Origin of the sequence: Micromonospora sp. D75, assembly GCF_018070405.1 — a bacterium.
In the GTDB taxonomy this organism is placed as follows: Bacteria; Actinomycetota; Actinomycetes; order Mycobacteriales; family Micromonosporaceae; genus Micromonospora; species Micromonospora chalcea.
In genome coordinates, this window is sequence record NZ_JAGPXV010000003.1 from 1 (window position 1) to 23,109 (window position 23,109).

Genomic DNA, 23,109 nt, shown 5'->3' on the forward strand with positions numbered 1-23,109 from the left:
GATCCGGGCGGTCGCCTCGGCGCCGCCCATGCCCTTGCCGAACTGCAGGTCCATCAGCACGACGTCGATGTCGCCCGCGGCGGCGCGGGTGACGGCCTCCTCGGCGGTGGCGGCTTCGGCCACGACGACCAGGTCGGGTTCGGTTTCCAGCACGGCGCGCAGTCCGGCCCGTACGACCGGGTGGTCGTCGGCCAGGAGGAGGCGGATGGGAACGTCGTCGGTCACGGTCGGCCCTCGGGCTCGGTCCTGGTGGTCGGGGCGAGGGGAAGCTCGGCGGTCAGGGCGGTGCCCCGGCCGGGCGCGGACGCGACGGCCAGGGTGCCGCCGAGGGCGGCCATGCGGGCGCGCATGGCCGCCAGGCCGAAGCCGCCGCCGTCGACGTCGGGAGCGGGCAGCTGTTCCGGGTCGAAGCCGCGCCCGTCGTCGACGACGTGCAGGGCGATGCGGTCGCCGAGATAGCTGAGGGTGACCTCGGCCGTCGTGGCCCGGGCGTGGCGGACCGTGTTCGCGACTGTGGACTGGGCGATACGCAGGAGCGCCACCTCGTGGGCGGTCGGCAGCGACACGGGGTCGCCGGTGAGGTGGAAGCGGGCGGTGAGGCGGTGGCGGGCGCTGGTGGTGCTGCACAGGCGTTCCAGGGCCCCGGCCAGGGTGGTGCCTTCCAGGGTGGGCGGGGTGAGCGCGGCGACGAAGCGGCGGGCCTCGGCGAGGTTGTCCACGGCGACCTGACGGGCCGCGTCGACGTGACCGGAGGCGGCGTCGGGCCGGCCGGGCAGGGCGCGCTCGGCGGCGCGCAGCAGCAGCTGGATGCTGGACAGGCCCTGGGCGAGGGTGTCGTGGATCTCGCGGGCCAGACGCTCGCGCTCGGCGAGTACGCCGGCGGTGTGCTCGGCCCGGGCCAGGTCGGCCCGGGTGGCGGTGAGTTCCTCGATCAGCTGCCGGCGCTGTTCGCTCTCCCGGTACAGGGCCTGGTATCCCCACACCACCCCGACGGCGACGGCGGCGCCGAGCGCGGGACCGATCACCGTGGCCGGGGTGAAGGAGCCGGTGTGGGCGCCGAACCCGGCGACGGCCGCCACGGCGGTGACGATCACGGCGGCCAGGCCGGCGCGGCGCGGCAACAGGTGGAGCTGGAGGATGTACAGCGGGAACGCCACCCAGATCGCGTCGGGGGACAGGCCCAGCAACACCAGCCACACGGCGCCGACGGCGGCCAGCCACCACGCGGCGGCCCGCCGCGAGCGCCGGATGCGGGGGAGGAGCGGCCCGACGGCGTACGCCAGACCGCACGCCACCGCCACCGCCACGATCGATCCGGCGTGCGGCCGGTCGTCGGCCACCGCCCGGCCCGCGGCCAGGACGAGCAGGCCGATGATCAGCAGGTGCAGGCACCAGGCCAGGGCTCGGGTGGTCGGGGTCAGGGCAGGGGCAGCGGTGCTCACAGTGCGTCCCACGTTACCGACGCCGGCGCCCCGGGGGCCTCTATCGAAAGTTAGAACCCGGGCGTCGCCTTTCGGCCCGCGAAGTGCTGTCCCACGCCGGACGCGCACGCCGGCGCCGGCCGCGATCGTGGATGCATACCGTTCCACCGCCCGAAAGGACAGGCCACTGCCGTGTTCGTCGCCTGGAGAGACCTGAAGTTCGCCAAGGGGCGCTTCGCCCTGATGGGGACCGTCATCGTGCTGATCACCCTGCTGGTCGGGCTGCTGTCCGGGCTGACGGCCGGACTGGGCCGGCAGAACATTTCCGCCATCACCGGCCTGCCCGCCGACAGGATCGCCTTCCAGGCGCCCGGCGACGGCCAGGACGTGTCCTACTCCAACTCCACTGTCACCGAGCGGCAGTGGCAGCAGTGGGCCGAGGCCCCCGGCGTGACCGGCGCCGAACCGCTGGGCATCACCACGACCAGGGCCACCGCCGGAAACCGGAGCGTCGGGGTCTCCGCCTTCGGCGTCCGGCCCGGCTCCCGCCTGGCCCCCGACAGCGGCCGGATCGACGACCGCTCGGCGGTGCTGTCCACCAAGGCCGCCGCCGACCTCGGTGTGCGGGCCGGCGACTCCGTCACCCTGGCCGGGCAGCAACTGACGGTGGCGGCCGTACGCGGCGACGCCTCCTTCAGCCACACCCCCGTGGTGTGGATCAGCCTGGACGTGTGGCAGAAGAGCGCGCCTCCCACCGGCACCGGTGACGGCAGCCAGACGGCCACCGTCGTCGCCCTCACCACCACCGCGGACGCCGACCTGGGAGCCACCGACCGGCAGGCGGGCACCAGGACGGTCTCCGTGGCCGACTCGCTGTCCGCGATCGGCTCCTACACCTCCGAGAACGGCTCCCTGCAGCTGATGCGCGGCTTCCTGTTCGCCATCTCCGCCCTCGTCATCGGTGCCTTCTTCACCGTCTGGACCATCCAGCGCAGCGGCGACGTCGCAGTGCTCAAGGCACTCGGCGCCCCCACCGCCAACCTCCTCAAGGACGCCCTCGGACAGGCCGTCGTCCTGCTCACCGGCGGCACCCTGCTCGGCACCGGCATCGCCGCCGCGCTCGGCGCCCTCGTCGCCGGGTCCACGGTGCCGTTCCTCCTCACCCCGGTGACCGTCCTCCTTCCCGCGGCCGTGATCGTCGTCCTCGGCGCCCTCGGCGCCGCTCTGGCCATCCGCCGCATCACCTCCGTCGACCCGCTGACCGCCCTGGGGAGCGCCCGATGAGCCTGAACCTGACCGACGTCACCCTCACCTACCCCGACGGCGAGGGCCGCCTGACCGCCCTCGACCGCGTCACCCTTGACGTACCCAAGGGCAGCCTGACCGCCGTGATCGGCCCCTCCGGCTCCGGCAAGTCCAGCCTCCTCGCGGTCGCCGCGACCCTCATCACCCCCGACTCCGGCACCGTCACCATCGACGGCACCCCCACCACCGGAATGACGCGGGGCGAACTCGCCGACCTGCGCCGCCACAAGATCGGCATCGTCTTCCAGCAGCCCAACCTGCTGCCCTCCCTCACCGCCGCCGAGCAACTCCAGGTGATGGTCCAGATCGACGGCCGCCCACCGGCCGGAGCCCGTACCCGGGCCGTAGAACTCCTCGACGCGGTCGGCCTCGCCGGTCAGGCCGACCGCCGGCCGCACCAGCTCTCCGGCGGCCAGCGCCAGCGCGTCAACATCGCCCGCGCCCTGATGAACGACCCCACAGTCCTGCTCGTCGACGAACCCACCAGCGCGCTCGACCACGAACGCGGCGCCGCCGTCATCGAGCTGATCACCCGCCTCACCCACCAGCAGACCACCGCCACCGTCCTGGTCACCCACGACCGCACGCACCTCACCGCCGTCGACCAGATCGCCGAGGTCCACGACGGCCGCCTCCACCTTCCGGCGCCGGCCCGCTGAGATACGGGTCGGAGGTGGTGCCTGCTGTACCCGGACTGGGCAGCCCGCTGGATGGTCGCTGTTCCACCAGCTCAATAGCGTTTCTGGTGCGCGCAGTTGCTGCCGATGACACGGAGAGAGGCCACCAGAATGGGACAGACCGTCGAGCCGGCGGTACGCGTCGAACAACTCACCCGCGTGTACGGCGCCGGCCGCAACCAGGTGACCGCGCTCGCGGGCGTCGACGTCGGCTTCGGCCGGGGCACCTTCACCGCGGTGATGGGACCGTCGGGCTCCGGCAAGAGCACGCTGCTGCAGATCGCGGCCGGGCTCGACCGCCCCACGAACGGCCGGGTGCTCCTCGGCGGCACCGACCTGTCCGGGCTGTCCGAGACGCGCCTGACCGAGCTGCGTCGTACCCGGATCGGGTTCGTCTTCCAGGCGTTCAACCTGATCGGCGCGCTCACCGTCGAGGAGAACATCGTGCTGCCCCTGCGTCTGGCCGGCGTCCGTCCGGAGCGGGCCTGGCTGACCCACGTGGTCGAGCGGGTCGGCCTCGCCGACCGGCTGCACCACCGGCCGGCGGCGCTCTCCGGCGGCCAGCAGCAGCGGGTGGCGATCGCCCGGGCGCTGGCCACCCGCCCCGAGGTCATCTTCTCGGACGAGCCCACCGGCGCCCTCGACTCGCGTACCGCGACGGAGGTGCTGACGCTGTTGCGCGCGGTCGTGGACGAACACGGGCAGACGGTGGTGATGGTGACCCACGATCCGATCGCCGCGTCGTACGCGGACCGGGTCCTCGTGCTGGCCGACGGCGCGATGGTCGCCGACCTCCCGCAGCTCGGCGCCGTCCGGATCGCCGAGCACCTGGCGTCGCTGGACCGGCGGGTCCTCCGATGACCGGCCTCGCCGCCCGCCTGCTGCGGCACCGCACCGGCCCCGCCGCCGCGACCCTGCTGGCCCTGATCGTCGGCGTGCTGATCCTGGTGGCGATGGGCACGCTCGTCGAATCGGGGCTGCGGTTCCGCCCGGAGCCGCGGCTCTGGGCGAGTGCCGACGTGGTCGTCGCCAACCGCACGATCAGCCACACGTTCCGGGAGTTCGACGGTGACACCACCACGAGCACCGTGGCGCTGCCCGAGGGCGGCACCGTGGACGCCGACCTGGTGGACCGGATCCGCCGGGTGCCGGGCGTCGTGGCCGTCACCGGCGACGACCGGGTGCCGATCGGCTCACCCGCAGCCGTGGGACACGGCTGGGACACGTACGTCTTCACCGGTCGTCGCCTCGCCGCGGGCGCCGCGCCCCGGACCGACGACGAGGTGGTGGCCGACACCCGGCTCGGGGTGTCGCCCGGCGACCCCATCGAGCTGGTCGTCGGCGGAATCAACCGGTCGTACCGGGTGAGCGGAACCGCCGAGACCGGTACGGCGGCGGTGTTCTTCACCGACGCGCAGGCCGCGCGCCTGTCCGCCCACCCGGGCCGGGTGGACGCGATCGGCGTACGGATGGCGCCCGGCGCCGACCTCGGCGCGGTGCGCGAGATCGCGACGGCGGCCGGCGCCACGACGTACGCCGGAAAGGACCGCGGGAAGGCCGAGCAGTCGGAGAACCTGGCCGCCCAGAGCCTGCTGGTCGGGGCCGGGGCGGCCTTCGGCGGGTACGTCGTCCTGTTGATCGTGTTCGTGGTGGCCGGCACCATCGGGCTGTCCGTCCGGCACCGTCGACGTGACCTGGCGTTGCTGCGCGCGGTCGCCGCCACGCCGGGGCAGGTGCGCCGCATGCTTGTCGCCGAGGCCGCGCTGCTCGCCCTGGCCGGCTCCGCGATCGGCGGCCCGGTCGGCCTGCTGGCGGCCCGCTGGGTGCACGGCGAACTGTTCGTGCCGGCCGGCTTCCCGATGGCGGGCGGTCTGTTCGCGGTGCCGGCCGCCATCGGTACGGCCGTCCTGGTGGCGGTGGTCGCCGCGCTGATCGCCGCGCGCCGGGTCACCGCCATCAAGCCGATCGAGGCGCTCGGCGAGATCGCCGTCGAGCCCCGGCGCAGCGGCCCGGCACGGATGATCGCCGGCGTGCTGACGCTGATGGCGGCCGGCAGCGCCGGGGCGTTCACGCTCGGCGGCGCCGGGTCGGCCGGGGCGCTGGCCGGTGCGGTCGGCATGCTCTACCTGTTCGTCATCGCGGTGGCGCTGCTCGCACCGATGATCAACGCCTACGCGGCACGCCTGCTCACCCCGGTGCTGCCGCGCATCTGGCGGGCCGGCGGCTACCTGGCCGCAGCCAACCTGCGGGCCAACGCGCAGGGCATGGCCACCGTCCTGACGGCCCTCGTGCTGTCCGTCGGGTTCGGCGGCTCGGTCTGGTTCCTGCAGGACAACCTGGAACGGCAGACCGCCACGCAGAGCAGCGCCGGAACGCTCGCCGAGCGGGTGCTCACCGCTCCGGGCGGACTGCCGGCGGACGCGGCCCGGGAGATCCGCGAGCTGGCCGGGGTGCAGGCTGCCACCGGGGTACGCCGCACCCAGGTCGTGGTGCGGGCGCTCGGCGGCATCGAGCCGGTCGGCGCGCAAGCGGTCGACCCGGAGGGCCTCACGTCGACGATGGACCTCACCGTGCGCAAGGGCGCCCTGGCCGAGCTGCGCGCCGGTACCGTCGCACTGTCCACGACGCAGGCTTCCTCGTCCGGCTGGGACGTCGGCGACAAGGCGGAACTCTGGCTGGGCGACGGCACCCCGGTCACGTTGGACGTGATCGCGATCTACGACCGTGGCCTCGGCTTCGGCGACGTCACGGTGGCCGCCGAGACGGTCGCCGGGCACACCGCGGCGAACACCGTCGACGAGGTGCTGGTCCGCGGCGGCCCGGACGCCGGCACCGCGTTGGCCACGTGGGCGGCGGCGCGGCCCGGCGCCGAGATTCTCGACGCCGCCACCCGTACGCGCCTGCTCAGCACCGATCTGGCGCTCGGCGCCTGGCTGAACCGGCTGCTGATCGGCGTGATGGTCGGGTACGCGGCGCTGGCGGCGGCCACCACGATGGTGATGGCGGCGCTGGCCCGCCGCCGCGAGCTGGCGTTGCTGCAACTCGTCGGGGTCACCCGCCGTCAGATTCGCGGGATGGTCCGGGCCGAACAGGCCGGGCTGCTCGGCACCGCGGTACTGATCGGCGCGACGATCGCGGTGCTGACGCTGGCCGCGATCGTCAACGGACTGACCGGCAGCCCGATCCCGTACGTGCCGCCGCTCGGGTGGGCGGCGGTGCTCGGCGGTACGGCACTGCTGGCGCTGGTGAGCACGGTGTGGCCCGTCCGGCGGCTGCTCGGCGCTCCGCCGATCGACAACATCGGCCTGAAGGAGTAGGTCCATCGGGACGTGCGGCAGCCTGATCGTCAGGGCGTCGAACTACAGGTGTCCGCCGGATGCTTCCGCCTTGCGTTCCTCGGCCAGGACGGTGGCGCTGACCTCGTGCACGAACGCCCGGACCTCGTCGAACCGGCCGGGATCGCTGTCGTGGCCGGAGTCGTACCACCAGTCGCGCGCCCAGACGATCAGGTCCGCCCATCGCGGCAGGTCGTCGGCGGTCTGCTGGGCGGCCTGCCGCTTGGACAGTTGCCGCCCGTCGCACAGGCGCTGGTAGGCGCGGCAGAGCGTGAGCACCGCGTACGACTGGGCTCCGGGTGGGGTCATGTCGAGCACCCAGTCCGGCCAGTCGCGCACGTGGTCCCGCAGGGCGGCGCGCACGAGGCCGGGTTCGACGGCGGGCAGCAGCCCGCCGGCCGGCGGTCCCAGCAGCGTACGGCCGTAGTCGTGCACGGCGGCCCAGGTCACGACGCGGTGGGTGGTGGCGGGCAGCAGGTGCAACGACTCCCCGGGACTGATCCGGGCGATCACGTGGTCCCGGCCGGGAACGAGGCGTACCGCGTCCAGTGACACGTATTCCACCTCGATCCGGCCGGCCCACAGCGGGTGCCGCCGGTCGAGGTCCGCGTGCAGTTCGGCGAGGACGCCGAGGAGCTTCCCGTCCGGGTCCCTCGCGAGCACCGCGAGCAGGTCGAGGTCGCTGCGGTTCATGTCGAAGTCGCCTGCCACGAGCGACCCGTGCACGTACAGGCCGAGAAGGTCGTCCGTCAGCGTGCGGCGCCACGCCTCGCGGAGGTCGGAGAGAACCGTGTCGGGTGGGACCACCGGGTGATCCTGCACGGTGGGTCGCCGCGGGGCCACCGATAAAACCGGCCCGCACCGCCGGTCGTGCCTACGTGCTCGGCGGGTTGCGGTGCCGCTCGGCGAGGCCCGACGCGATCTGCCGCTGCGCGTCGTGCCGGTGCTGGTCGGCGCCGGCCTGGCGAACCGCGGCCGGATCCTCGTCCGACGGGCGCCTCGTCCGGTCGCGGCGGGCGACGAAGACGACGAGCGCGAGCACCACCACCACGATCACCGCGAGCGACACCAGCATCGTTCTCATGCCGTCGACGCTACGGCGTACGCGCCAGCCCCGCCGTGGTGACGGTCGGAGGGCTGCTGCGTTCGCCGCAGGACGGCAGGCTCACGTGTCGTGATCGATGACGTCGCGCAGCGAAGCCGGGCCGTTCCGCCGATGACCGACTCCCGGCCCGGCGAATGAACGCCCGGTCTCCCGGGGCGTCATTCGCCGGCTCGTTCGGTCCCTTTTGGCCGCCCCAGCACTGCCTCACCGATGACGGCGCCGGTTCGGATGCCCTCTCCCAGTCCCGCGGTCGTCGCGAAACCTCCACCCATCGGGCAGAAGGACAGCCCTCGATCGGCGCTCACCAGGGCCATGGCCTGGAGCGCGGCACCCACCTCTTTCAACGCGGTCGCATAGACTATGGAGTCGTAGGAACGGGCGGGGCGGGCGTAGTCGAGCACGAACAGCACCATCGCCTGAATCGACGTGTGCGGGATGCCCGTCAATCGATGGGCGAGGCCCAGCCACCGGTCGATCGCCGGCGCGGGTCCTGACGCCGGCGCGAGTTCGTGGCTCACGGCGTCGTATTCATATGCCCCGCGTTCCAGGTCATGGGCCGAAGCCGCGATGACGACGGCGGACAGCCCCGACAGCGCCCCGCCGGTCGGCATCGAACGCCACGCTCGCTCGCTCGCGACGGTACGCTCCAAGCGGCGAATCCGAAGTGACGCATCGAGGACGGCGCTGATCTCCGCGCTCCCGATGGGCGGACCGCCATGGTCGCGCAGCGATGACCTGGCGGAAATCGCCTCCTGGAGCGTCATGCCCTCCTGCGAGCGGTCGTCGTGGCCGAGAGCGATGCGCTCCGCTGTCATCGGGCGCCTGACCGGGTTGTCGATCTCCCAGTGAGTTGTTCCGATCTTGGCACCGTACAGCCCGAAGCTCGTGTCCAGGCGCGTCGCCCCGTGGAAGAGCGAGTCGTGAAACTCCCACTCCTCCGAATGCTGGTTCCGCCCGGTGACCAACAGGCCGGCCCGGCTCAGCAGGTCGAGCAGTTCACTCTCCGGGGCAGAGTCGACCTCGACATCCGCCCGTGCGATCAGACGTGCGGCGAACTCGACGGCCCATGTCGAGGTCAGGACGACGCGATCTGCCGAGTTCCCGCCGGCCAGTTCCGGCCCGTCGGGACCGAAGCGCATGTGGGCCGACGGAAGGGCGCGAACCGGCCGCACGTACGGCGACGGCGGGGAGTGGCGGACCCGGCGGGCGCCCGGTTCATGTCGCGCGAGTACGTGCTGTTCATGGACGACTTCTACGCCGAGGACGCCGCGGGCGTCGAGTTTGGCCAGCTCCTCGCCACCTCGCGAGGTGAGCTCCCGGGCGGACGACAGCCCGCCGACGGCCGCGACGATCTCCCTGCCGACCTCGGGCGGCATGCGGACGGTCATCCGGCGGCCGCTGTGGGTCAACGCGAGGCCGTCGGCGTCCGGTTCGATGCTCCACCCCGCTGCCGGGGCCCAGCGCCTCATGAGGTCGACCCGATGGGCGGAAGGACTGTGCCCGGAGCGGAGGACACCGCCATTCCGTGTAGCCGCGACAGTGTGTCCAGGCGAACGAGACGCCCGGCCTGGATCACGGCTTCGACCTCTCTGCACGCGGATATGTCGACGAGCGGATTCGCGCGGAGCAGAACGACGTCTGCCATCGTGCCGTCGCACAGGGAGCCCAGATCCGGACGACGGAGGGCCTCGGCTGCCCTGCACGTCGCTGCCGCGAGCGCTTCGTGCGGGGAGGCGCCCCAGTCAACCATGGCCTCCAGCTCGGACGGCAGGGAGTCGAAACCCACCCCGGCGGCTCCGGCGTCCGTCCCCGCGATGAGTGTGACGCCGGCCGCCAGAGCTCGCTCGAAGCTGCGTCGTGCCTCCGGGAGTTGCCTGACGGCCATCTCCACCAGACTTTTGCCTCCCTGCCGGATCCAGAGCTGCGGCCGCCTCACTATCGATTGGAGCGCTACAGCGGTGGAGCAGAGGGCGGTGCCTTGTTTCGACATCGCACCGGCAGCGGCCTCCGATATCGCGAAGCCGTGCTCCAAGGTGTCGCAGCCGGCTTCCACGGCCGCGTCGATCGAACGCTCCGAGAAGTTCGCGTGTACGGCTACGGGGATGTCCAGCCAACGGGCCTCGGCGACCGCCTCCCTCAGTTCCTCCGGCCGGAGTTCCATCCGGCGCGCCGCGCTGCGCATCACCAGCTTGATCACATCCGCGCCGTCGGCGGCGTTTCGACGCACGAGCGCGCCGATGGATCCGGCTCCTTCGGATTCGACACCGAGCCAGCTTCCGTGCCCGCCGACTGCGGTGATGACCGGACCGGCGACGAACGGCCTGGCCCCGACGAACAAGTCCCGGGCCCAGGCGTTGCGGATGGAGTACCCGAGGTCACGCGGAGCACCCAGGTCGCGGACCGTCGTGATCCCACTGCGCAGCGCGGTCGCCAGATTCGCGACAGCCGTCAGCGTCATGGTGGTGGCCGAGATGTCCGACCAGCTCGACGCGGTCCGGCCATGAGGATCGCTGGTCGCGTGGACGTGCATGTCGATGAGCCCGGGAACGGCGAACAAACCGGTGCCGTCGAGGTGTGGGAGGTCGGCATCTGCGGTGGTGCGTGTGCTGACTGAACCGGAGATGATCGACAACGAGCCGAGGGTGGTGGTGCCGGAATCCGGATCGATGACGGTGCAGCCGGCAATGGTGAAATCCGCGGTCGGCGTGGCCGTCACGACGATCCTTCGGAGACGCGGGCAGCGCGCACTGCCTCCCCGTGCCATCCCCGCGCGCGCGACAGATTCACGGCCAAGTCCACCAGTTCGTCCGCCTCCCGGCCGCGGCCGGCCATGTGGTGCCAGCGCGCCAGCTCTGCCAGCGCGAGGATCCGGGCGCCCAGGTAGGCGTGCCGGCCGGTGCCCGTATCAACAGGCGACGTCATGGCGTCGGTCGCCTGACGGACGGCAGCGAGCAGCCATGACTCCGGGTCTGGAGCGATGCCCACCAGCGCCTCGAGCGCGTTCGCCTCGTCCTCGGGCACCTCGCGGGAAGCGGCTAGGGCGATTCCCGGCGCGAGGTAGGCGTAGACCGGCTCACGGTGGGCGCCGGTAAGCCGGACGTGGTCGAAGTATCGTCCTGTCGCTTGAAGGGCGGCGCGGGCCGAGTCGTGACGTGCGGCAGCGAACGCCTGGTGCGACAGGATGAAACCGAACTGGCGGAACGCCTTCGAGGCGAGTTCGGTGTCGCCGCCGTCGCGAACCTGACGGAGGAGATCTGTCGCGTGCTCGTACGAGGACCAGGCGCCCGCGACGTCACCGGATGCCAACTGGACGTATCCCATGTTGTGCCACGACTGGGCGGCAGCCATCAGATCTCCGGTGCCGAGGCGCACCTGGATCGCCTCGCGGAAGTCGTTCACGGGCGGATCGTCGTCGAAGTGGTGAAACCGCCATACGCCGATGGAGTGGCAACATTCGGCGAGAGCCGACAGGGCCTCCGAATCACGGAGAAGATGTCTCGCTGTCTCCGCCAGCTTGATTGCCTCCGCCCCTCTGCCCTGCTTCTCCACCGCCCACGCCGTGTTGAGCAGTGCTCGCCCCTCCCCGGCGACATTCGCGGAAGCGGCGCATTCCGAAGCGGTCCGGGAAAACCGTTCCTCTGCCTCGACGTAGCGAGCGGGATCGTCCAGACCTAGCTGAGCTGGCGTGAACAAGGGCGGTCACCTCGACGTCGTCGACTGATTGCTGAGATTGACGCCGATCGTAGCGTTCGGGTGGCTTGTTCACGAGGGTGTGCGACCTGTCGGCAGTTGATGCGCGCCGTGCCTGTGAGGCACGTTCACCACCCACTTTCGCGTCCGTCATCCTCCTTGCCGCCGCCATCGGCCGAACGGCGCGATGGGCTACACTGGCCCGGAAAGGCGTCGATAGGGACGAGTACCACTGCACGCAGCCAGCAGAGACCCGGGGATGGTGGAAGCCCGGGGGTGTGCGCAGCGGGAAGATCACCCTGGAGCCGTCGGAAGAAAGGCGTCACGCCGAGTAGACCCGACCACAACTTAACGAGAGGGCCGCGCGCTGTGGCCAAGGAGGGTGGTACCGCGGGGCCCGGGCCTCGTCCCTCCACCGAAGTTCGGTAACCGCTTCGTTGGAGGATCCATGTACCGCGCTGTGCCCGCGCAGGCGAGCTTTCCCGATATCGATCACGGCATCCTCAAATTCTGGAGTGATCGTAAGGTCTTCGCCCTCAGCCTGGAAAGATCGCAGGGGCGGCCGGAATGGGTCTTCTACGAGGGGCCCCCAACGGCGAACGGCATGCCAGGGGCGCACCACATCGAAGCCAGAGTGTTCAAGGACGTCTTTCCCCGGTACAAGACGATGAAGGGCTTCCATGTCGCGCGGAAGGCCGGCTGGGACTGCCACGGACTTCCGGTGGAACTGGCTGTCGAGCGCGAACTCGGCTTTTCCGGTAAGCGCGACATCGAGGCCTTCGGTATCGCGGAGTTCAACGCCCGGTGCCGCGAGTCGGTGACCCGGCATACCGACGAGTTCGCCCGGCTGACCGAACGCATGGGCTACTGGGTCGATATGGACGACGCCTACCGGACGATGGACCCGGAATACATCGAGTCGGTGTGGTGGTCGCTGAAGCAGATCTTCGAAAAAGGGCTGCTCGTCGAGGACTTCCGCGTGGCGCCCTGGTGTCCTCGTTGCGGGACGGGGCTGTCCGATCACGAGCTCGCCCAAGGGTACGAGGTGGTCACCGACCCGTCGGTGTTCGTGCGGTTCCCACTCACCTCGGGCCCCCTGGCGGGCCAGGCTTCCCTGCTCGTGTGGACCACGACCCCATGGACGCTGGTCTCCAACGTCGCGGTCGCGGTCAATCCCGACGTCACCTACGTCGTAATGACCGACGGCCAGGAGCAGCTCGTTGTCGCGGAGGCGCTGGCGGGCAGCGCACTCGGTGAGGGATGGACCGTCGTCGGCGACTCCTTCAGTGGCAAGGACATGGAACGCTGGACCTACCGGCGGCCATTCGACCTGGTCCAGGTCGAGGACGCGAACTTCGTCATCCTCGGGACGTACGTGACGACCGAGGACGGCACCGGCCTGGTGCACCAGGCGCCGGCATTCGGCGCTGACGACCTCGCCGCGTGCCGTGCGTATGGTCTTCCGATGGTCAACCCCGTCCGTCCGGACGGCACGTTCCAGTCCGACCTCGCGCTCGTCGGCGGCACGTTCTTCAAGAGTGCCGACGCGGTCCTGGTGGCGGATCTCGCCGAGCGGGGACTGCTCTTCCGCGAGGAGGCGTACGAGCACAGCTACCCGCACTGCTGGCGTTGTCACACGGCGCTGTTGTACTACGCGCAGCCGTCCTGGTACATCCGCACCACGGCCATCCGGGAAGCGCTGCTGCGCGAGAACGAGGCGACGACCTGGCAGCCGCAGAACATCAAGTACGGCCGCTACGGGGACTGGCTGAACAACAACGTCGACTGGGCGTTGTCCCGCAGTCGGTACTGGGGCACGCCGTTGCCTATCTGGCGCTGCCCGGACAACCACCTGACCTGCGTCGGCTCGCTGGCCGAGCTGAGCGAGCTGGCCGGGACCGACCTGTCCGAGCTGGATCCCCACCGTCCCTATATCGATGACGTCACCTTCGACTGCCGATGCGGCGCCACCGCGCGCCGGGTGCCCGAAGTCATCGACGCGTGGTACGACTCGGGCTCGATGCCTTTCGCGCAATTCGGGTATCCGCACAAGAACGTCGAACTCTTCGAGAAGCGGTACCCGGCGAACTTCATCTCGGAGGCGATCGACCAGACCAGGGGATGGTTCTACACCCTCATGGCGGTGGGCACCCTCATCTTCGACAAGTCGGCCTACGAAACGGTCGTCTGCCTGGGCCACATCCTCGCCGAGGACGGCCGCAAGATGTCGAAACACCTGGGGAACATCCTCGAACCCATCCCGCTGATGGACGAGCACGGTGCCGACGCGGTGCGCTGGTTCATGGCCGCTGTCGGTTCCCCATGGTCGGCCCGGCGCGTCGGGCACAACACGCTTCAGGAAGTCGTCCGCAAGACTCTTCTGACCTACTGGAACACCGTGTCCTTCGGGGCGCTGTACGGCCGTGCCGCCGGCTGGTCGCCGTCGGCGGCAGATCCCGCGCCCCGTAGCCGCCCGCTGCTGGACCGATGGCTGTTGTCGGAGCTCAACAGCCTGGTACGCGACGTGGACGCCGCGATGGAGCGCTTCGACACCCACGAGGCCGGCCGGCTGCTGTCCACGTTCATCGACGATCTTTCCAACTGGTACGTTCGCCGCAGCCGCCGGCGTTTCTGGCACGGCGACCCGGCCGCCCTGGCCACGCTCCACGAGACGTTGTCCACCCTGACGCTCCTCCTCGCGCCGATCACACCGTTTGTGACCGAGCGGGTATGGCAGGACCTGGTGGTTCCGGTCACGCCCGGTGCGGCGGAGTCCGTGCACCTCGCCGCATACCCCACCGGCGACCTGTCCCTGATCGACCCGGAACTGTCGGCGCAGATGCTTCTCGTGCGTCGGCTCGTCGAACTCGGCCGCTCCGCCCGCGCCGACTCCGGCATCAGGACGCGCCAGCCGCTGTCTCGCGCGGTCGTGTCCGCGGCAGGTTTCGCCGACCTGCCGGCGGAACTCCTCGCCGAGATCGCGTCGGAGCTCAATGTCGTCTCGGTGGCACCCATCACGGCCACCAGCGGTTCACTCGTGGACACGACGGTGAAGGCGAACTTCCGTCCCCTGGGCAAGAGGTTCGGCAAGGCGGTCCAAGGCGTCGCCGCGGCGATTATGGCGGCCGAGCCGACCGCCCTCGCCAACGCCCTCCGTACGAGAGGTGAGGCGACCGTCGACGTGGACGGTGAGGCGGTGGTCGTCACGGTGGACGAGGTCGTCATCACCGAGACTCCACGCGCCGGATGGGCGGTCGCCAACGACGCAGGTGCGACGGTGGCGCTGGATCTGGACATCACGCCGGAACTCCGCCTCGCCGGGATCGCGCGGGACGTGATCCGCCAGATCCAGGAGGCCCGCAAGGCCACCGGCCTGGAGGTCGCCGATCGCATCGAACTCCGCTACGAGGCGACCGCTGACACCCTGACGGCGTTGACGGAGCATCAGAAGCTGGTGGCCGACGAGGTGCTCGCGACGGACTTCACCCTCGGGCGGCCGACGTGGGCAGACGCGACGTCCTTCACCGACGAGACGCTCGGCCTGACGTTCTGGCTGCGTAAGGCATGAGGAGCGCCGGGGCCACGAGCACGCCGCCCGTTCGGCCGTGCGTCGTGGCCCCGGCCCGTCGTATCGGCCGGCGGTGGGCCGAGCGGCGGGTCAGCGAACCCCGTGGACGTCCGTGGCCAGAACACTGAACCGCCCGGTGTGGAACACCAGTGCGTCGGTGCGGTCGCCGTGGCCGATGTCCAGCACCGAGCCGAGGAATATGGAGTGGTCGCCGCCCTCGTACACGGCGGCGAGCTCGCACTCCACCCAGCCGAGGTTGCCCTCGATGATGGGGGAGCCGGTGTGCTCGCCGGGCCGGAAATCGACGGTACGGAACTCCCGCTCGTCGCGCGGCCGGCTGGGACTGGCGAAGTAGCGCGCCAGTTCTTCCTGTCCTGCGGCGAGGATCGACACCGCGAACATCCCGTTCGCCAGGATTGTGCTGTGCATTGCGGCGGACTGCTTGACGCACACCAACACCATCGCCGGGTCGAGCGAGACCGACGTGAACGCGTTGGCGGTCATGCCGTGCGGGAGTTCCCGCCCGGACGTCACCACCGTGACGCCCGTGGCGAACGCACCCATCACCGCCCGCATGTCGACGTGACGGTCACCGCCGCAGCGGTCGCGGGACACGGGCTTCTGCTTCGCGGCTGTCACCGTTCACCTCTTCCGTCAGCCACCGGGGCCGTCAGCACGTCGCGCATCATCCACAGCGCTCCCTTCCCCGTCAGGTGAGTGGTCGGCGGCATGCGCGCACCGGCCTCGGCTCAGTCGCCGGAGCCGGCATCGATCGCCGACCGGGTGGAACTCCTCGCCACTATCTGCTCGGCGGTCGCTCGTATCGTCAGCCAGCCGACGTTCGCGGGGTCGTCGAAGCCGGCGTCGGGGAAGGTTCCTTCCAGCCGCGCCAACAGCTCCACTGCGAGGAGGGAGTCTCCACCCGCCGCGATGAAATCGTGGTCGACGTCCACCGCATCCGTCTCCAGCAGTTCCCGCCAGAATCCGCTAACTGTTTCGAGTACCTCAGACGAATCCACGTCGCTCTCCTCAGCGAAGCTCCGAAAGCGTGCCCTCGCCGCGCGCAATCGAATTCTTTAAATCGTTCTTCAGGATCTTGCCGTTCTCGGTCACGGGCATCGATCCGACAGCGAACACGCGGCGCGGTATCTGCTTCGGTGGCAGACGCTCGAGCAGGTGCACGCGAATGTCGTCCAGGCTCGTCCGGCCCGGCCGGAGCACCACGACCGCGGCGACGTACTCACCCAGCCGGGGATGCGGGAGTCCGAGCACGGCTGCGGCCTCGACCATCGGGTGCGAGAGGAGGGCGATCTCGACCGGGCGTGCCGAGAGCTTCTCCCCGCCGACGTTGAGGACGTCAGAGACGCGGTCGCTCAGATGCAGGTTGCCCTCCTCGTCGAGATGGCCGATGTCTCCGGTCGCCGTCCAGCCGTCCGGAAGGAAGGTTTTCGAGGGCACTGAGTCGTGCAGGTAGGAGCGGCGTCCGCGGAACCGCGGACAGGACATCTCCACGCGGCCGTGGACGCCCGGGCCGACGACGAGCCCCGTCTCCAGGCTCCTGATGCGGATCCGGGTGCCTCGTGCCGGTCTCCCGACGACATCGGGATCCGCGCCCGCTGACGGCATCTCCACCATCGCGGGCCAAGCCTCGGTGGTTCCGTACGCGTTGACCACCCGAACGGACGGCAGCATCCGGCGGATTCGTTCCACATGAGCCGGATTCAGCGGCGCCGAACCGCAGTGGATTACCTCCAGAGACGCGAGCATCTCACGTTGCGACGAGGTGAGCGTCGTGAGATGTGCCAGCATGGCAGGCGTCAGGAACAACAGGGTGACCTGACAGTCGGCGACTGCCTTGCACACGTCATTGGTGTTGAACTCCGGCAGCGCCGCGACCGCCCTGGTGATGGGATGCGTGAGCCCGGGCCCGTCGATGCCCTGGAACGGGGCGTACAACATCATGAGCGCGGCCGCCGTACCGATCGGGAAGGCGTGCAGGATCGGCGGGCCGATGCCGCCGTGAGCGGACGGCGGGCGGGCGTAGACCTCCGTGAAGAGCGCGTGCGGCGTCACGACCGCCTTGGGCAGGCCGGTCGTGCCGGACGTGTAGAGGATGTCGGCCGTCTGCTCGGGGCGGGTCGTCGCCGGCGGGGGAACCCGGTCCCCACAGCGCGGAGGCTCGACCGGAAGAACCTGATACGGATCGCCGCCCGGGCCGTTCCCCACCGGCGACGGGTCCGCAGCGATCCATGCGGAGATGCCGGCGTCCTGGGTGATGAAGTCGCGGACGGACGCCGGAGCTCCCGCCGAGACGGTGACAGTGACCGCGCCCAGCCGTTGCACCGCGAAGTAGGCGACGCACAGATCGATCCAGTGCTTGCGGTCGAACAGCAGACCGACACGCATGCCACTGGTGATCCCTGCCTCGGAAAGGCGCGCGGCCAGCGCCACCGAGTCGTGCAGCCACTCCGCGAAGGTGAGACCACGCACGAACGGTTCGACCAGCGCGAGGCGGTCGGGAACCTCCCCGGCGACGCGCTCGAGCAGCCCGAACGTCCCCGGGCAACGGTCCGTCGCGCCGCCTGCCCCTCTCGTCGTCACGGTGCCACCCGGGTCGCGACGTATCGGTGGCCGGCGCCCTCCTCGTCCGCGACGTAGGCGGCTGCGAGGTGATGGACGAACGGCTGGAGGCCGAGCGCTGACAGAAGAGCGGGGTCGGTGAAGCCCGTGCGGGTGGTCGAGCTGACGCCCTTCGCGCGAAGAGCGCGACCGACTTCCGCGCTCAGCCGTCCGCCGTCGACGAGGAAGCCGCGGAACGCCTTTTCGTGGCGATAGCGTCTCCGGTAGGCGGCGAGATCGCCGAAGACCCCGATGGCGAGGGGAGCCAGGACGTCAAGTCGCGGATCCGCCGCGGCGTCCATGGACGCCAGGCGGACTCCTGAACCGTACGAGGCGGGGTCGGCCACAGTGACCAGGACGCGACCGTCCACGCGCGACACGATCAGTAGCCCGTGGGCCGCTCCGTAGCTGTAGAGCAGCTCGGCCGGGTGCACCGCCTCGCGCAACCGTCGGCGATTGGCGCGCACCCGGGTGAGAGCGGTCCAGACCACCGCCGCCCACGGTTCGGGAATCTGCTCCCGGCGACCCTGGGGGACAGCCGGCTCGCGCAGGGCATCGAGGTCGTCTTGCGAGAACAGCCGCAGCGCCGATGCCCGGAGGCCACCAGTCGAATCCGCTCCGTCGCGAAAATGATCGATTCCGCTCCAGGCGTGGTAGCGGCGCACCGGCCCCCACGACGTGCCGTCGGCACCTTCGCGTTCGACCAGGAGACCGAGGCGGATCAACTGCTGTACGGCCGGGTCCTCGAACTCCTCGGCGACGACCTGGTGCAGAAGCCGCTCGACGCGGCCCGCGTCCAGGCGCCACGACCGGCCCAGCGCCGGTGCGCTGATCCGGATGGTGTCGGAGCCCTCGTTCTCCATGGTCGTTCCCGCAGCCCACGTGTACGCGGCTCCCATGTCACAGCCCTGCCCAGCAGACAGCACCGACAGCCAACTGTCTGCCGGAGTCCAGCCCGACGACGTCATGGAATCCGGCGAGCACCGCATAGTTGCCGCGCGTCGCCCATCCCAGGTCCGAGCCGTACCCTTCGAGCTCGCCTATCGCGAGTCCTCCGATCCAGAGTTGCTCCATGTACTCGTCGGCAGCGTCCCGCTCGGCGTCGACGGACACTGATACGACGACCGATGCGCCGACGTCGAACTCCGCCCGGCCGTACGCGACCGGAAGAAGGGAGGACAACTCCTCGCCGAGGTCGTGCCGGCTTCTCGGGATCAGCAGGGTCCCGTCCGGGCTGTACCACCCGGGACCCAGTTCGCCGGCGTCGACAACCGCGACGTGGAACCCGACCCCCTTCGCCGCATACCGCCGGCGGCACCGACCCACCGCGCCGAAGAGTTCTGCGGGCGACAGACGTGCCCCGCTCACGACAGGCGGGTAGTGCTCGACCACCGCTCCCATGTTCGACGGGTCGGGAAGCGCCTCGGGCATCGACAGCGTGCGCGGCGACGAGCCGTTCCTCATCGCGTCGCTGACGAGGTCGAAGGCGGCGCCCCATCCGTGCTGCTGCCACGGTGCCCGATCACTGCCGGACGTGGGATATGACCGCCACCCATCCGACTCGAAGACGACGACGGCCTGATCGGTCGGCAGCACCGGCGGGCCTCCGCCATGCCGCGACGCGCCAGGCGCCCCGCCGCCGGTGAACGGCGCGTCGGCGATCTGGCGCTCCTCGACGACCGCGGGCACCGGTTCCGCCGGAGTTCCTGGACTAGACAAACGGATGGTCATTGTTCACCCCGCCACCCGAGCGACGGAGGAACGCCTCTACCTCGGACGGGAAGCGCGGAGCGTAAAGCAGCGGGAACGGATTGATCTGGAGATGGAGCAGGGCAGGGACCACCGCGCGAGCGACCACGGCGCCGGCGGCCCATGCCGGGGTGATGTCGCTGTACGCCCAGCGGAACCCCTCTGCGGAGATGGCATCGCCGATCTCGGTCCAGGTACGTCCGCCCGAGGTCGGGCCCTGGGCTTCAGCCACCTGGTCGACGAAGTAGTCGCCCAGGTGGGCGCGCCCGTGCCTCGCCCACCACAGCGCCCGGGTGTTGATGCCCACCGGCCGCTCCTCGGGGTCTCCCCGGCGGAGCAGACGCCAGCCGAGGTGAAAGATGTGCACCGCTTCGATCGCCGCTGAGCGGATCGCATCCGCCGCGTCCGCATGGGCGGCCGACCCGAAGGCCACCTCCGGCAGTCCGTCGCGGGTGCCGACGATGGCGGCCAGCGCGACCTGCAATCCGAAATGGCTGCCGGGCAGCAGCCCGACGACCACGTCAGCCGCACCGCCGAGAATTTCCGCGATGTCGTGAACGGAGTACCGGTCGTCGCCGGGACGGACTCGGGCCGCGCGGCGCCCGGAGTAGACGGCCGCCGCAACGGCGTGCCGTTCCACGACCTCAGTGAGCGCGCGGGTGAGGGCCGTGTCCCAGTCGACCCCGCAGGCGGCGCCGATCGAGGTCATCGGTTTGACGCGGGTCGGATCCGAGTCGTGGACCCGCATCCGCTCGACGTCGGCGGGTACGAACACCTCGCCGTGCGGAGACTGCATCGTCACCCAGGTGTTCTGGGAGTGCGCGTTCCATGCGAACGGGCGGAGCAGCGGCTCTTGCGAGCACTGTTCCGGGCTGAAGGTCGCCCGGTCGTCGAGACGGATGGCCTTCGAGTCGAGCTCGTTCGCGGACGCACGCACAGGTGCGAGGGCTGGCTCGTGCAGCGCGGCGCGCTCGACAGCCTCACCCAGTGCTCTCTCGTCCGCCCGTGCGGGGTCAAGATCCCACGCGACGCCGAGCACGTCGTCGTCCGCCTCGACGACAGAGCCGAAGAGCCCGTCGAAAGGACTCGTGAATCGGACGCATTTCCAATCATCGCGGACGACCGCAGCGGTGAGTGCCATTTTTGTGGGTCAGCCTTTCCTGCTGGTCTTCCGACCGAAGGTGATGGTGTAGACCGGTGCCTCGTCATCCGAGAGCCCGAGCAACTCCGCCAGCACGTTGTCATTTGTCGCCGGGGTGATCAGCGCGCCGCAGTCGTACGACTCCGCCGCGATGATGAATTTCTGCGCGACTCGACCTACCTCGACGTACAGTTCGCGCAAGGCCCTCTCGTAGGGGAACATTTCCTGGCGGCGGGGGAAGTCGACGATCAGCACGATCGTGGCGCTTGCCGTCATGGGTGCCTGCATGCCGCACATCAGATCGGCCATCTCCTGGCGGAAGCTGCCGGAGGTCAGCTGATCGGCTCGCTCGCCGGCGAGGTCGAGAGCCCAGATGCCCGAATCGACGCCGTTGATCGCGTACACGACGGCGGCCATACGCACGCCTGCCAGCGAGCCGGACGGCTCGAAGGGTGCCATGAGCGCGGAGAAGCAGCGGAAGATGGCGGCGACGGTCTCCCGCGACAAGGGCTCCGGCTCGAATTGGCGGGCCGTGCGTCGTCGTACCAGCAGTTCACCGACGCTGACCCCGCCGGTGCCGGCCGTAGTGCCTTCTTCTGCCCAGTTCCACTGCGGCGTCGACGTCGCTGGACGCGTCGGCTGAGCCTGACTGCCGCGGGCCGGATACCGGGCCTCCCGCCTGCTCTCCGAGATCTGCTCGGACCAGTTGAAGTAGTCGAGGCTCGGACGCCACCCGTTCGTGACCCAATCGGTCGAGATCGAATCGAGGTCGTCCGACGGAGACAGTTCGCGGGCCCCGACCTCGGGGGCGTCCGACACGAGTTTCCGGGCGAGTTCGGCGGCGTCGAAGCGGACCGACTGCGCCGACTGGGAGTCTTCGAGAACGGCGGCGTCACGGTCGGGTCGGATGACGAGGAGTGGCGACCATGTCGTGGACATCAATCCCGGCTTTCTGCAGGCTGATCGGCTGCGTGTACGAGAGTCGCTGCGATTGTCGCCTCGACGCGGTGGTCGGTGCCGAGCGCGTCCGCGACCTTTTTGCCGTCGAGGTGCTGGGCATGCCGGACCGCCCAACCGTTCGCGCGGCTCAGGTACTCGGCAGTACCCATGAGGTGGCCCACATCCATGTGCACCGTCCGGAAGGTCCTTGGTTCCCGGTAGCGGTAGCGGTTCCGGGCGAAATAGGAGTTGAAGAATATGAGTGCGTAGGGGCGGTTGTCGTCGGCGATACCCGACAGGTCCGCCAGGTCGCGTGACGAGGCGTCGAGGTGATCCATGCGGTCTAGCGCACCGTCGACGGTCGCGACTTGGTAGACACCGTCGTCGATCCCGTCGACGGCATGCGTGACGACGGAGAACTCCGTCGGATGGCGACTACCGCCGGAAGGGCTCGTCTTCCGCAGCAGGTTGGCCGATTCCGCGAACGGCATCCTGGCCTGACGAATCGGTCGGGTCAGCAGGGAGAGCAGCGACGCAAGGCGGTCGTAGTCCAGCGGCTGCGCCGCTACCGCAAGGTTCGTCGCCGCCGAAGCGGTCGCGGGGAACAACTCCGGAGCGGGGTCCGGCAGTGCGTACAACTTCTCCTGGTCGTGCAGCCGGGGCCGGGCCCGATCGACGTCGGGCTGCTGCGCGTTGTACGCGACCATCCGGCGTACGTCCTCCGCGGAGTTGCCGTCAGCCTCGTAGAACTCGAAGGGGTATCCGTAAGTACGCGCGTGATAGCGGGAGGCGGCCCGCCATCCATTCTCGGCCCACGATTCCAGCCACCGCCGCGTCTTGATCGCCTCGGCGTCGTCATCGCGCACCAGGTACTCGTGGGCGACCAGCCACTCGGCGATCAGCTCGGCCCTGCGCACGGAGCCGATCGCCGCCATGATCGGCTCCGACAGGGAGTAGATGGTTCCCGGAGCGAAGGCGGCAACGAGCAGACCCGCAGCCGACGCGGGAACCTTGTGTCCGTTCAACCTGTCGTCTCGGCTGATGAGCCACAGGTCACTGGCCGCCGGCTCGATGCGCACAAGAGGGTGCGCGCGATACGTTGCGGAACGGGCGTCGGTGCCGTTTTCTGCGGCAGCCTCAGCTAGCGTCTCCAAAGCAGGGTCCTATCTCTTGTACGCTCCGACCGGTTGACTTTCTGGACAACCTGAATGATTGACATCCTGTCGGCGTTCCCGGATACGGCTGCCCGATGACAGGAAAGCGCGTGCTAACCGGCCGAAAGACGGCCGGTTAGCACGCGACAGTTGGATCACAGGGACGTGAAGCCGCCGGTGCAGCCGCCCTGGATGAGGGCCGTCGAGAAGAGGTCGACCTCCTCGAAGAGACCCTCGATGTTGTCGATGGACGATTCCTCGGCGGTCTCGTTGAGGGAGACCTCTGCGTTTTGCGCGGACATTTCCTGCGCGGTGGTTGTCATCATGCAAAAAGCATTACAGGGCTATTTAGCTATGTCAATGAGTGCAGCTGCGGCGGGCGCAGTCCTGGCTCTTCCGGACATAT

Annotated in this window: 21 protein-coding genes; 5 read left to right on the plus strand and 16 right to left on the minus strand. The window is 70.0% G+C overall.

Annotated elements, in window-relative coordinates; all coding sequences use genetic code 11:
* Together KBX39_RS00525 and KBX39_RS00530 are read right to left on the minus strand one after the other, a co-directional pair.
* On the minus strand, positions 1-225 hold a 225-nt coding region (locus KBX39_RS00525; RefSeq protein WP_210868669.1), incomplete at its 3' end, for a response regulator transcription factor.
* Complete coding sequence (locus tag KBX39_RS00530; protein ID WP_210868671.1) at positions 222-1,442, minus strand: sensor histidine kinase; 1,221 nt, start codon at positions 1,440-1,442, stop codon at positions 222-224. The genes KBX39_RS00525 and KBX39_RS00530, both read right to left, overlap by 4 nt.
* 171 nt (positions 1,443-1,613) lie before the next feature.
* On the opposite strand from KBX39_RS00530, the gene KBX39_RS00535 reads away from it, so the two are divergent.
* From KBX39_RS00535 to KBX39_RS00550, 4 genes are all read left to right on the plus strand, one after another.
* Positions 1,614-2,705: an FtsX-like permease family protein gene (locus KBX39_RS00535; protein ID WP_043325348.1), complete on the plus strand. Its 1,092-nt coding sequence runs from the start codon at positions 1,614-1,616 to the stop codon at positions 2,703-2,705.
* Entirely contained in the window at positions 2,702-3,385 is a 684-nt protein-coding gene (locus KBX39_RS00540) for an ABC transporter ATP-binding protein (RefSeq protein WP_210868673.1), read from the plus strand. Before KBX39_RS00535 ends, KBX39_RS00540 begins: the two co-directional genes overlap by 4 nt.
* Before the next feature lie 129 nt (positions 3,386-3,514).
* Complete coding sequence (locus tag KBX39_RS00545) at positions 3,515-4,264, plus strand: ABC transporter ATP-binding protein (protein ID WP_210868675.1); 750 nt, start codon at positions 3,515-3,517, stop codon at positions 4,262-4,264.
* Entirely contained in the window at positions 4,261-6,720 is a 2,460-nt protein-coding gene (locus KBX39_RS00550; RefSeq protein WP_210868677.1) for an ABC transporter permease, read from the plus strand. Before KBX39_RS00545 ends, KBX39_RS00550 begins: the two co-directional genes overlap by 4 nt.
* 42 nt (positions 6,721-6,762) lie before the next feature.
* On the opposite strand, the gene KBX39_RS00555 is transcribed toward KBX39_RS00550, so the two are convergent.
* From KBX39_RS00555 to KBX39_RS00575, 5 genes are all read right to left on the minus strand, one after another.
* Positions 6,763-7,545 (minus strand): aminoglycoside adenylyltransferase domain-containing protein, encoded by a 783-nt coding sequence (locus KBX39_RS00555; RefSeq protein ID WP_210868679.1) that lies wholly within the window; start codon positions 7,543-7,545, stop codon positions 6,763-6,765.
* Between the two features lie 67 nt (positions 7,546-7,612).
* Positions 7,613-7,822, minus strand: coding sequence for a hypothetical protein (locus tag KBX39_RS00560; RefSeq protein ID WP_043325343.1), 210 nt, complete (start codon positions 7,820-7,822; stop codon positions 7,613-7,615).
* A gap of 179 nt (positions 7,823-8,001) precedes the next feature.
* Positions 8,002-9,231 carry a nitroreductase family protein gene (locus KBX39_RS00565; RefSeq protein WP_198033290.1) on the minus strand — a complete coding sequence of 410 codons (1,230 nt, stop codon included), beginning with the start codon at positions 9,229-9,231 and terminating at the stop codon, positions 8,002-8,004.
* Positions 9,232-9,308: 77 nt separating this feature from the next.
* The gene (locus KBX39_RS00570) at positions 9,309-10,559 is read right to left on the minus strand and encodes an amidohydrolase family protein (protein ID WP_209960892.1); all 1,251 of its coding nucleotides are present in this window, start codon (positions 10,557-10,559) and stop codon (positions 9,309-9,311) included.
* The gene (locus KBX39_RS00575; protein WP_147265147.1) at positions 10,556-11,536 is read right to left on the minus strand and encodes a hypothetical protein; all 981 of its coding nucleotides are present in this window, start codon (positions 11,534-11,536) and stop codon (positions 10,556-10,558) included. Before KBX39_RS00575 ends, KBX39_RS00570 begins: the two co-directional genes overlap by 4 nt.
* 445 nt (positions 11,537-11,981) lie before the next feature.
* On the opposite strand from KBX39_RS00575, the gene ileS reads away from it, so the two are divergent.
* Positions 11,982-15,101: an isoleucine--tRNA ligase gene (ileS, locus tag KBX39_RS00580; RefSeq protein ID WP_043325338.1), complete on the plus strand. Its 3,120-nt coding sequence runs from the start codon at positions 11,982-11,984 to the stop codon at positions 15,099-15,101.
* Positions 15,102-15,191: 90 nt separating this feature from the next.
* On the opposite strand, the gene KBX39_RS00585 is transcribed toward ileS, so the two are convergent.
* The 9 genes from KBX39_RS00585 to KBX39_RS00625 form a co-directional block, all read right to left on the minus strand.
* On the minus strand, positions 15,192-15,716 hold the full coding sequence (locus tag KBX39_RS00585) for a flavin reductase family protein (protein WP_233514709.1): 525 nt from the start codon (positions 15,714-15,716) through the stop codon (positions 15,192-15,194).
* Between the two features lie 134 nt (positions 15,717-15,850).
* Entirely contained in the window at positions 15,851-16,120 is a 270-nt protein-coding gene (locus KBX39_RS00590; protein ID WP_069087898.1) for a phosphopantetheine-binding protein, read from the minus strand.
* 10 nt (positions 16,121-16,130) lie between these two features.
* Complete coding sequence (locus tag KBX39_RS00595; protein WP_210868681.1) at positions 16,131-17,702, minus strand: class I adenylate-forming enzyme family protein; 1,572 nt, start codon at positions 17,700-17,702, stop codon at positions 16,131-16,133.
* Positions 17,699-18,583: a hypothetical protein gene (locus KBX39_RS00600; RefSeq protein ID WP_147265146.1), complete on the minus strand. Its 885-nt coding sequence runs from the start codon at positions 18,581-18,583 to the stop codon at positions 17,699-17,701. The genes KBX39_RS00595 and KBX39_RS00600 overlap by 4 nt, the downstream gene beginning before the upstream one ends.
* A gap of 37 nt (positions 18,584-18,620) precedes the next feature.
* Positions 18,621-19,409: a hypothetical protein gene (locus tag KBX39_RS00605; protein WP_210868683.1), complete on the minus strand. Its 789-nt coding sequence runs from the start codon at positions 19,407-19,409 to the stop codon at positions 18,621-18,623.
* 22 nt (positions 19,410-19,431) lie between these two features.
* Positions 19,432-20,610 carry a YcaO-like family protein gene (locus KBX39_RS00610; protein ID WP_210868685.1) on the minus strand — a complete coding sequence of 393 codons (1,179 nt, stop codon included), beginning with the start codon at positions 20,608-20,610 and terminating at the stop codon, positions 19,432-19,434.
* Between the two features lie 9 nt (positions 20,611-20,619).
* A complete protein-coding gene (locus tag KBX39_RS00615; protein WP_064447342.1) occupies positions 20,620-21,549 on the minus strand; it encodes a nitroreductase family protein in 930 nt (309 codons plus the stop codon).
* Positions 21,549-22,703, minus strand: coding sequence for a hypothetical protein (locus KBX39_RS00620; protein ID WP_210868687.1), 1,155 nt, complete (start codon positions 22,701-22,703; stop codon positions 21,549-21,551). The genes KBX39_RS00615 and KBX39_RS00620 overlap by 1 nt, the downstream gene beginning before the upstream one ends.
* A gap of 155 nt (positions 22,704-22,858) precedes the next feature.
* A complete protein-coding gene (locus KBX39_RS00625; RefSeq protein WP_157539106.1) occupies positions 22,859-23,029 on the minus strand; it encodes a hypothetical protein in 171 nt (56 codons plus the stop codon).
* Between the last annotated feature and the right edge of the window lie 80 nt (positions 23,030-23,109).

Excerpts from the sequence above, each read along its gene's own strand:
- KBX39_RS00540 (WP_210868673.1), top strand. The coding sequence starts at position 2,702 with ATGAGCCTGAACCTGACCGACGTCACCCTCACCTACCCCGACGGCGAG.
- KBX39_RS00545 (WP_210868675.1), top strand. The coding sequence starts at position 3,515 with ATGGGACAGACCGTCGAGCCGGCGGTACGCGTCGAACAACTCACCCGC.
- KBX39_RS00550 (WP_210868677.1), top strand. The coding sequence starts at position 4,261 with ATGACCGGCCTCGCCGCCCGCCTGCTGCGGCACCGCACCGGCCCCGCC.
- KBX39_RS00560 (WP_043325343.1), bottom strand. The coding sequence starts at position 7,822 with ATGAGAACGATGCTGGTGTCGCTCGCGGTGATCGTGGTGGTGGTGCTC.
- KBX39_RS00565 (WP_198033290.1), bottom strand. The coding sequence starts at position 9,231 with ATGACCGTCCGCATGCCGCCCGAGGTCGGCAGGGAGATCGTCGCGGCC.
- ileS (WP_043325338.1), top strand. The coding sequence starts at position 11,982 with ATGTACCGCGCTGTGCCCGCGCAGGCGAGCTTTCCCGATATCGATCAC.
- KBX39_RS00600 (WP_147265146.1), bottom strand. The coding sequence starts at position 18,583 with ATGGAGAACGAGGGCTCCGACACCATCCGGATCAGCGCACCGGCGCTG.
- KBX39_RS00610 (WP_210868685.1), bottom strand. The coding sequence starts at position 20,610 with ATGGCACTCACCGCTGCGGTCGTCCGCGATGATTGGAAATGCGTCCGA.
- KBX39_RS00615 (WP_064447342.1), bottom strand. The coding sequence starts at position 21,549 with ATGTCCACGACATGGTCGCCACTCCTCGTCATCCGACCCGACCGTGAC.
- KBX39_RS00625 (WP_157539106.1), bottom strand. The coding sequence starts at position 23,029 with ATGATGACAACCACCGCGCAGGAAATGTCCGCGCAAAACGCAGAGGTC.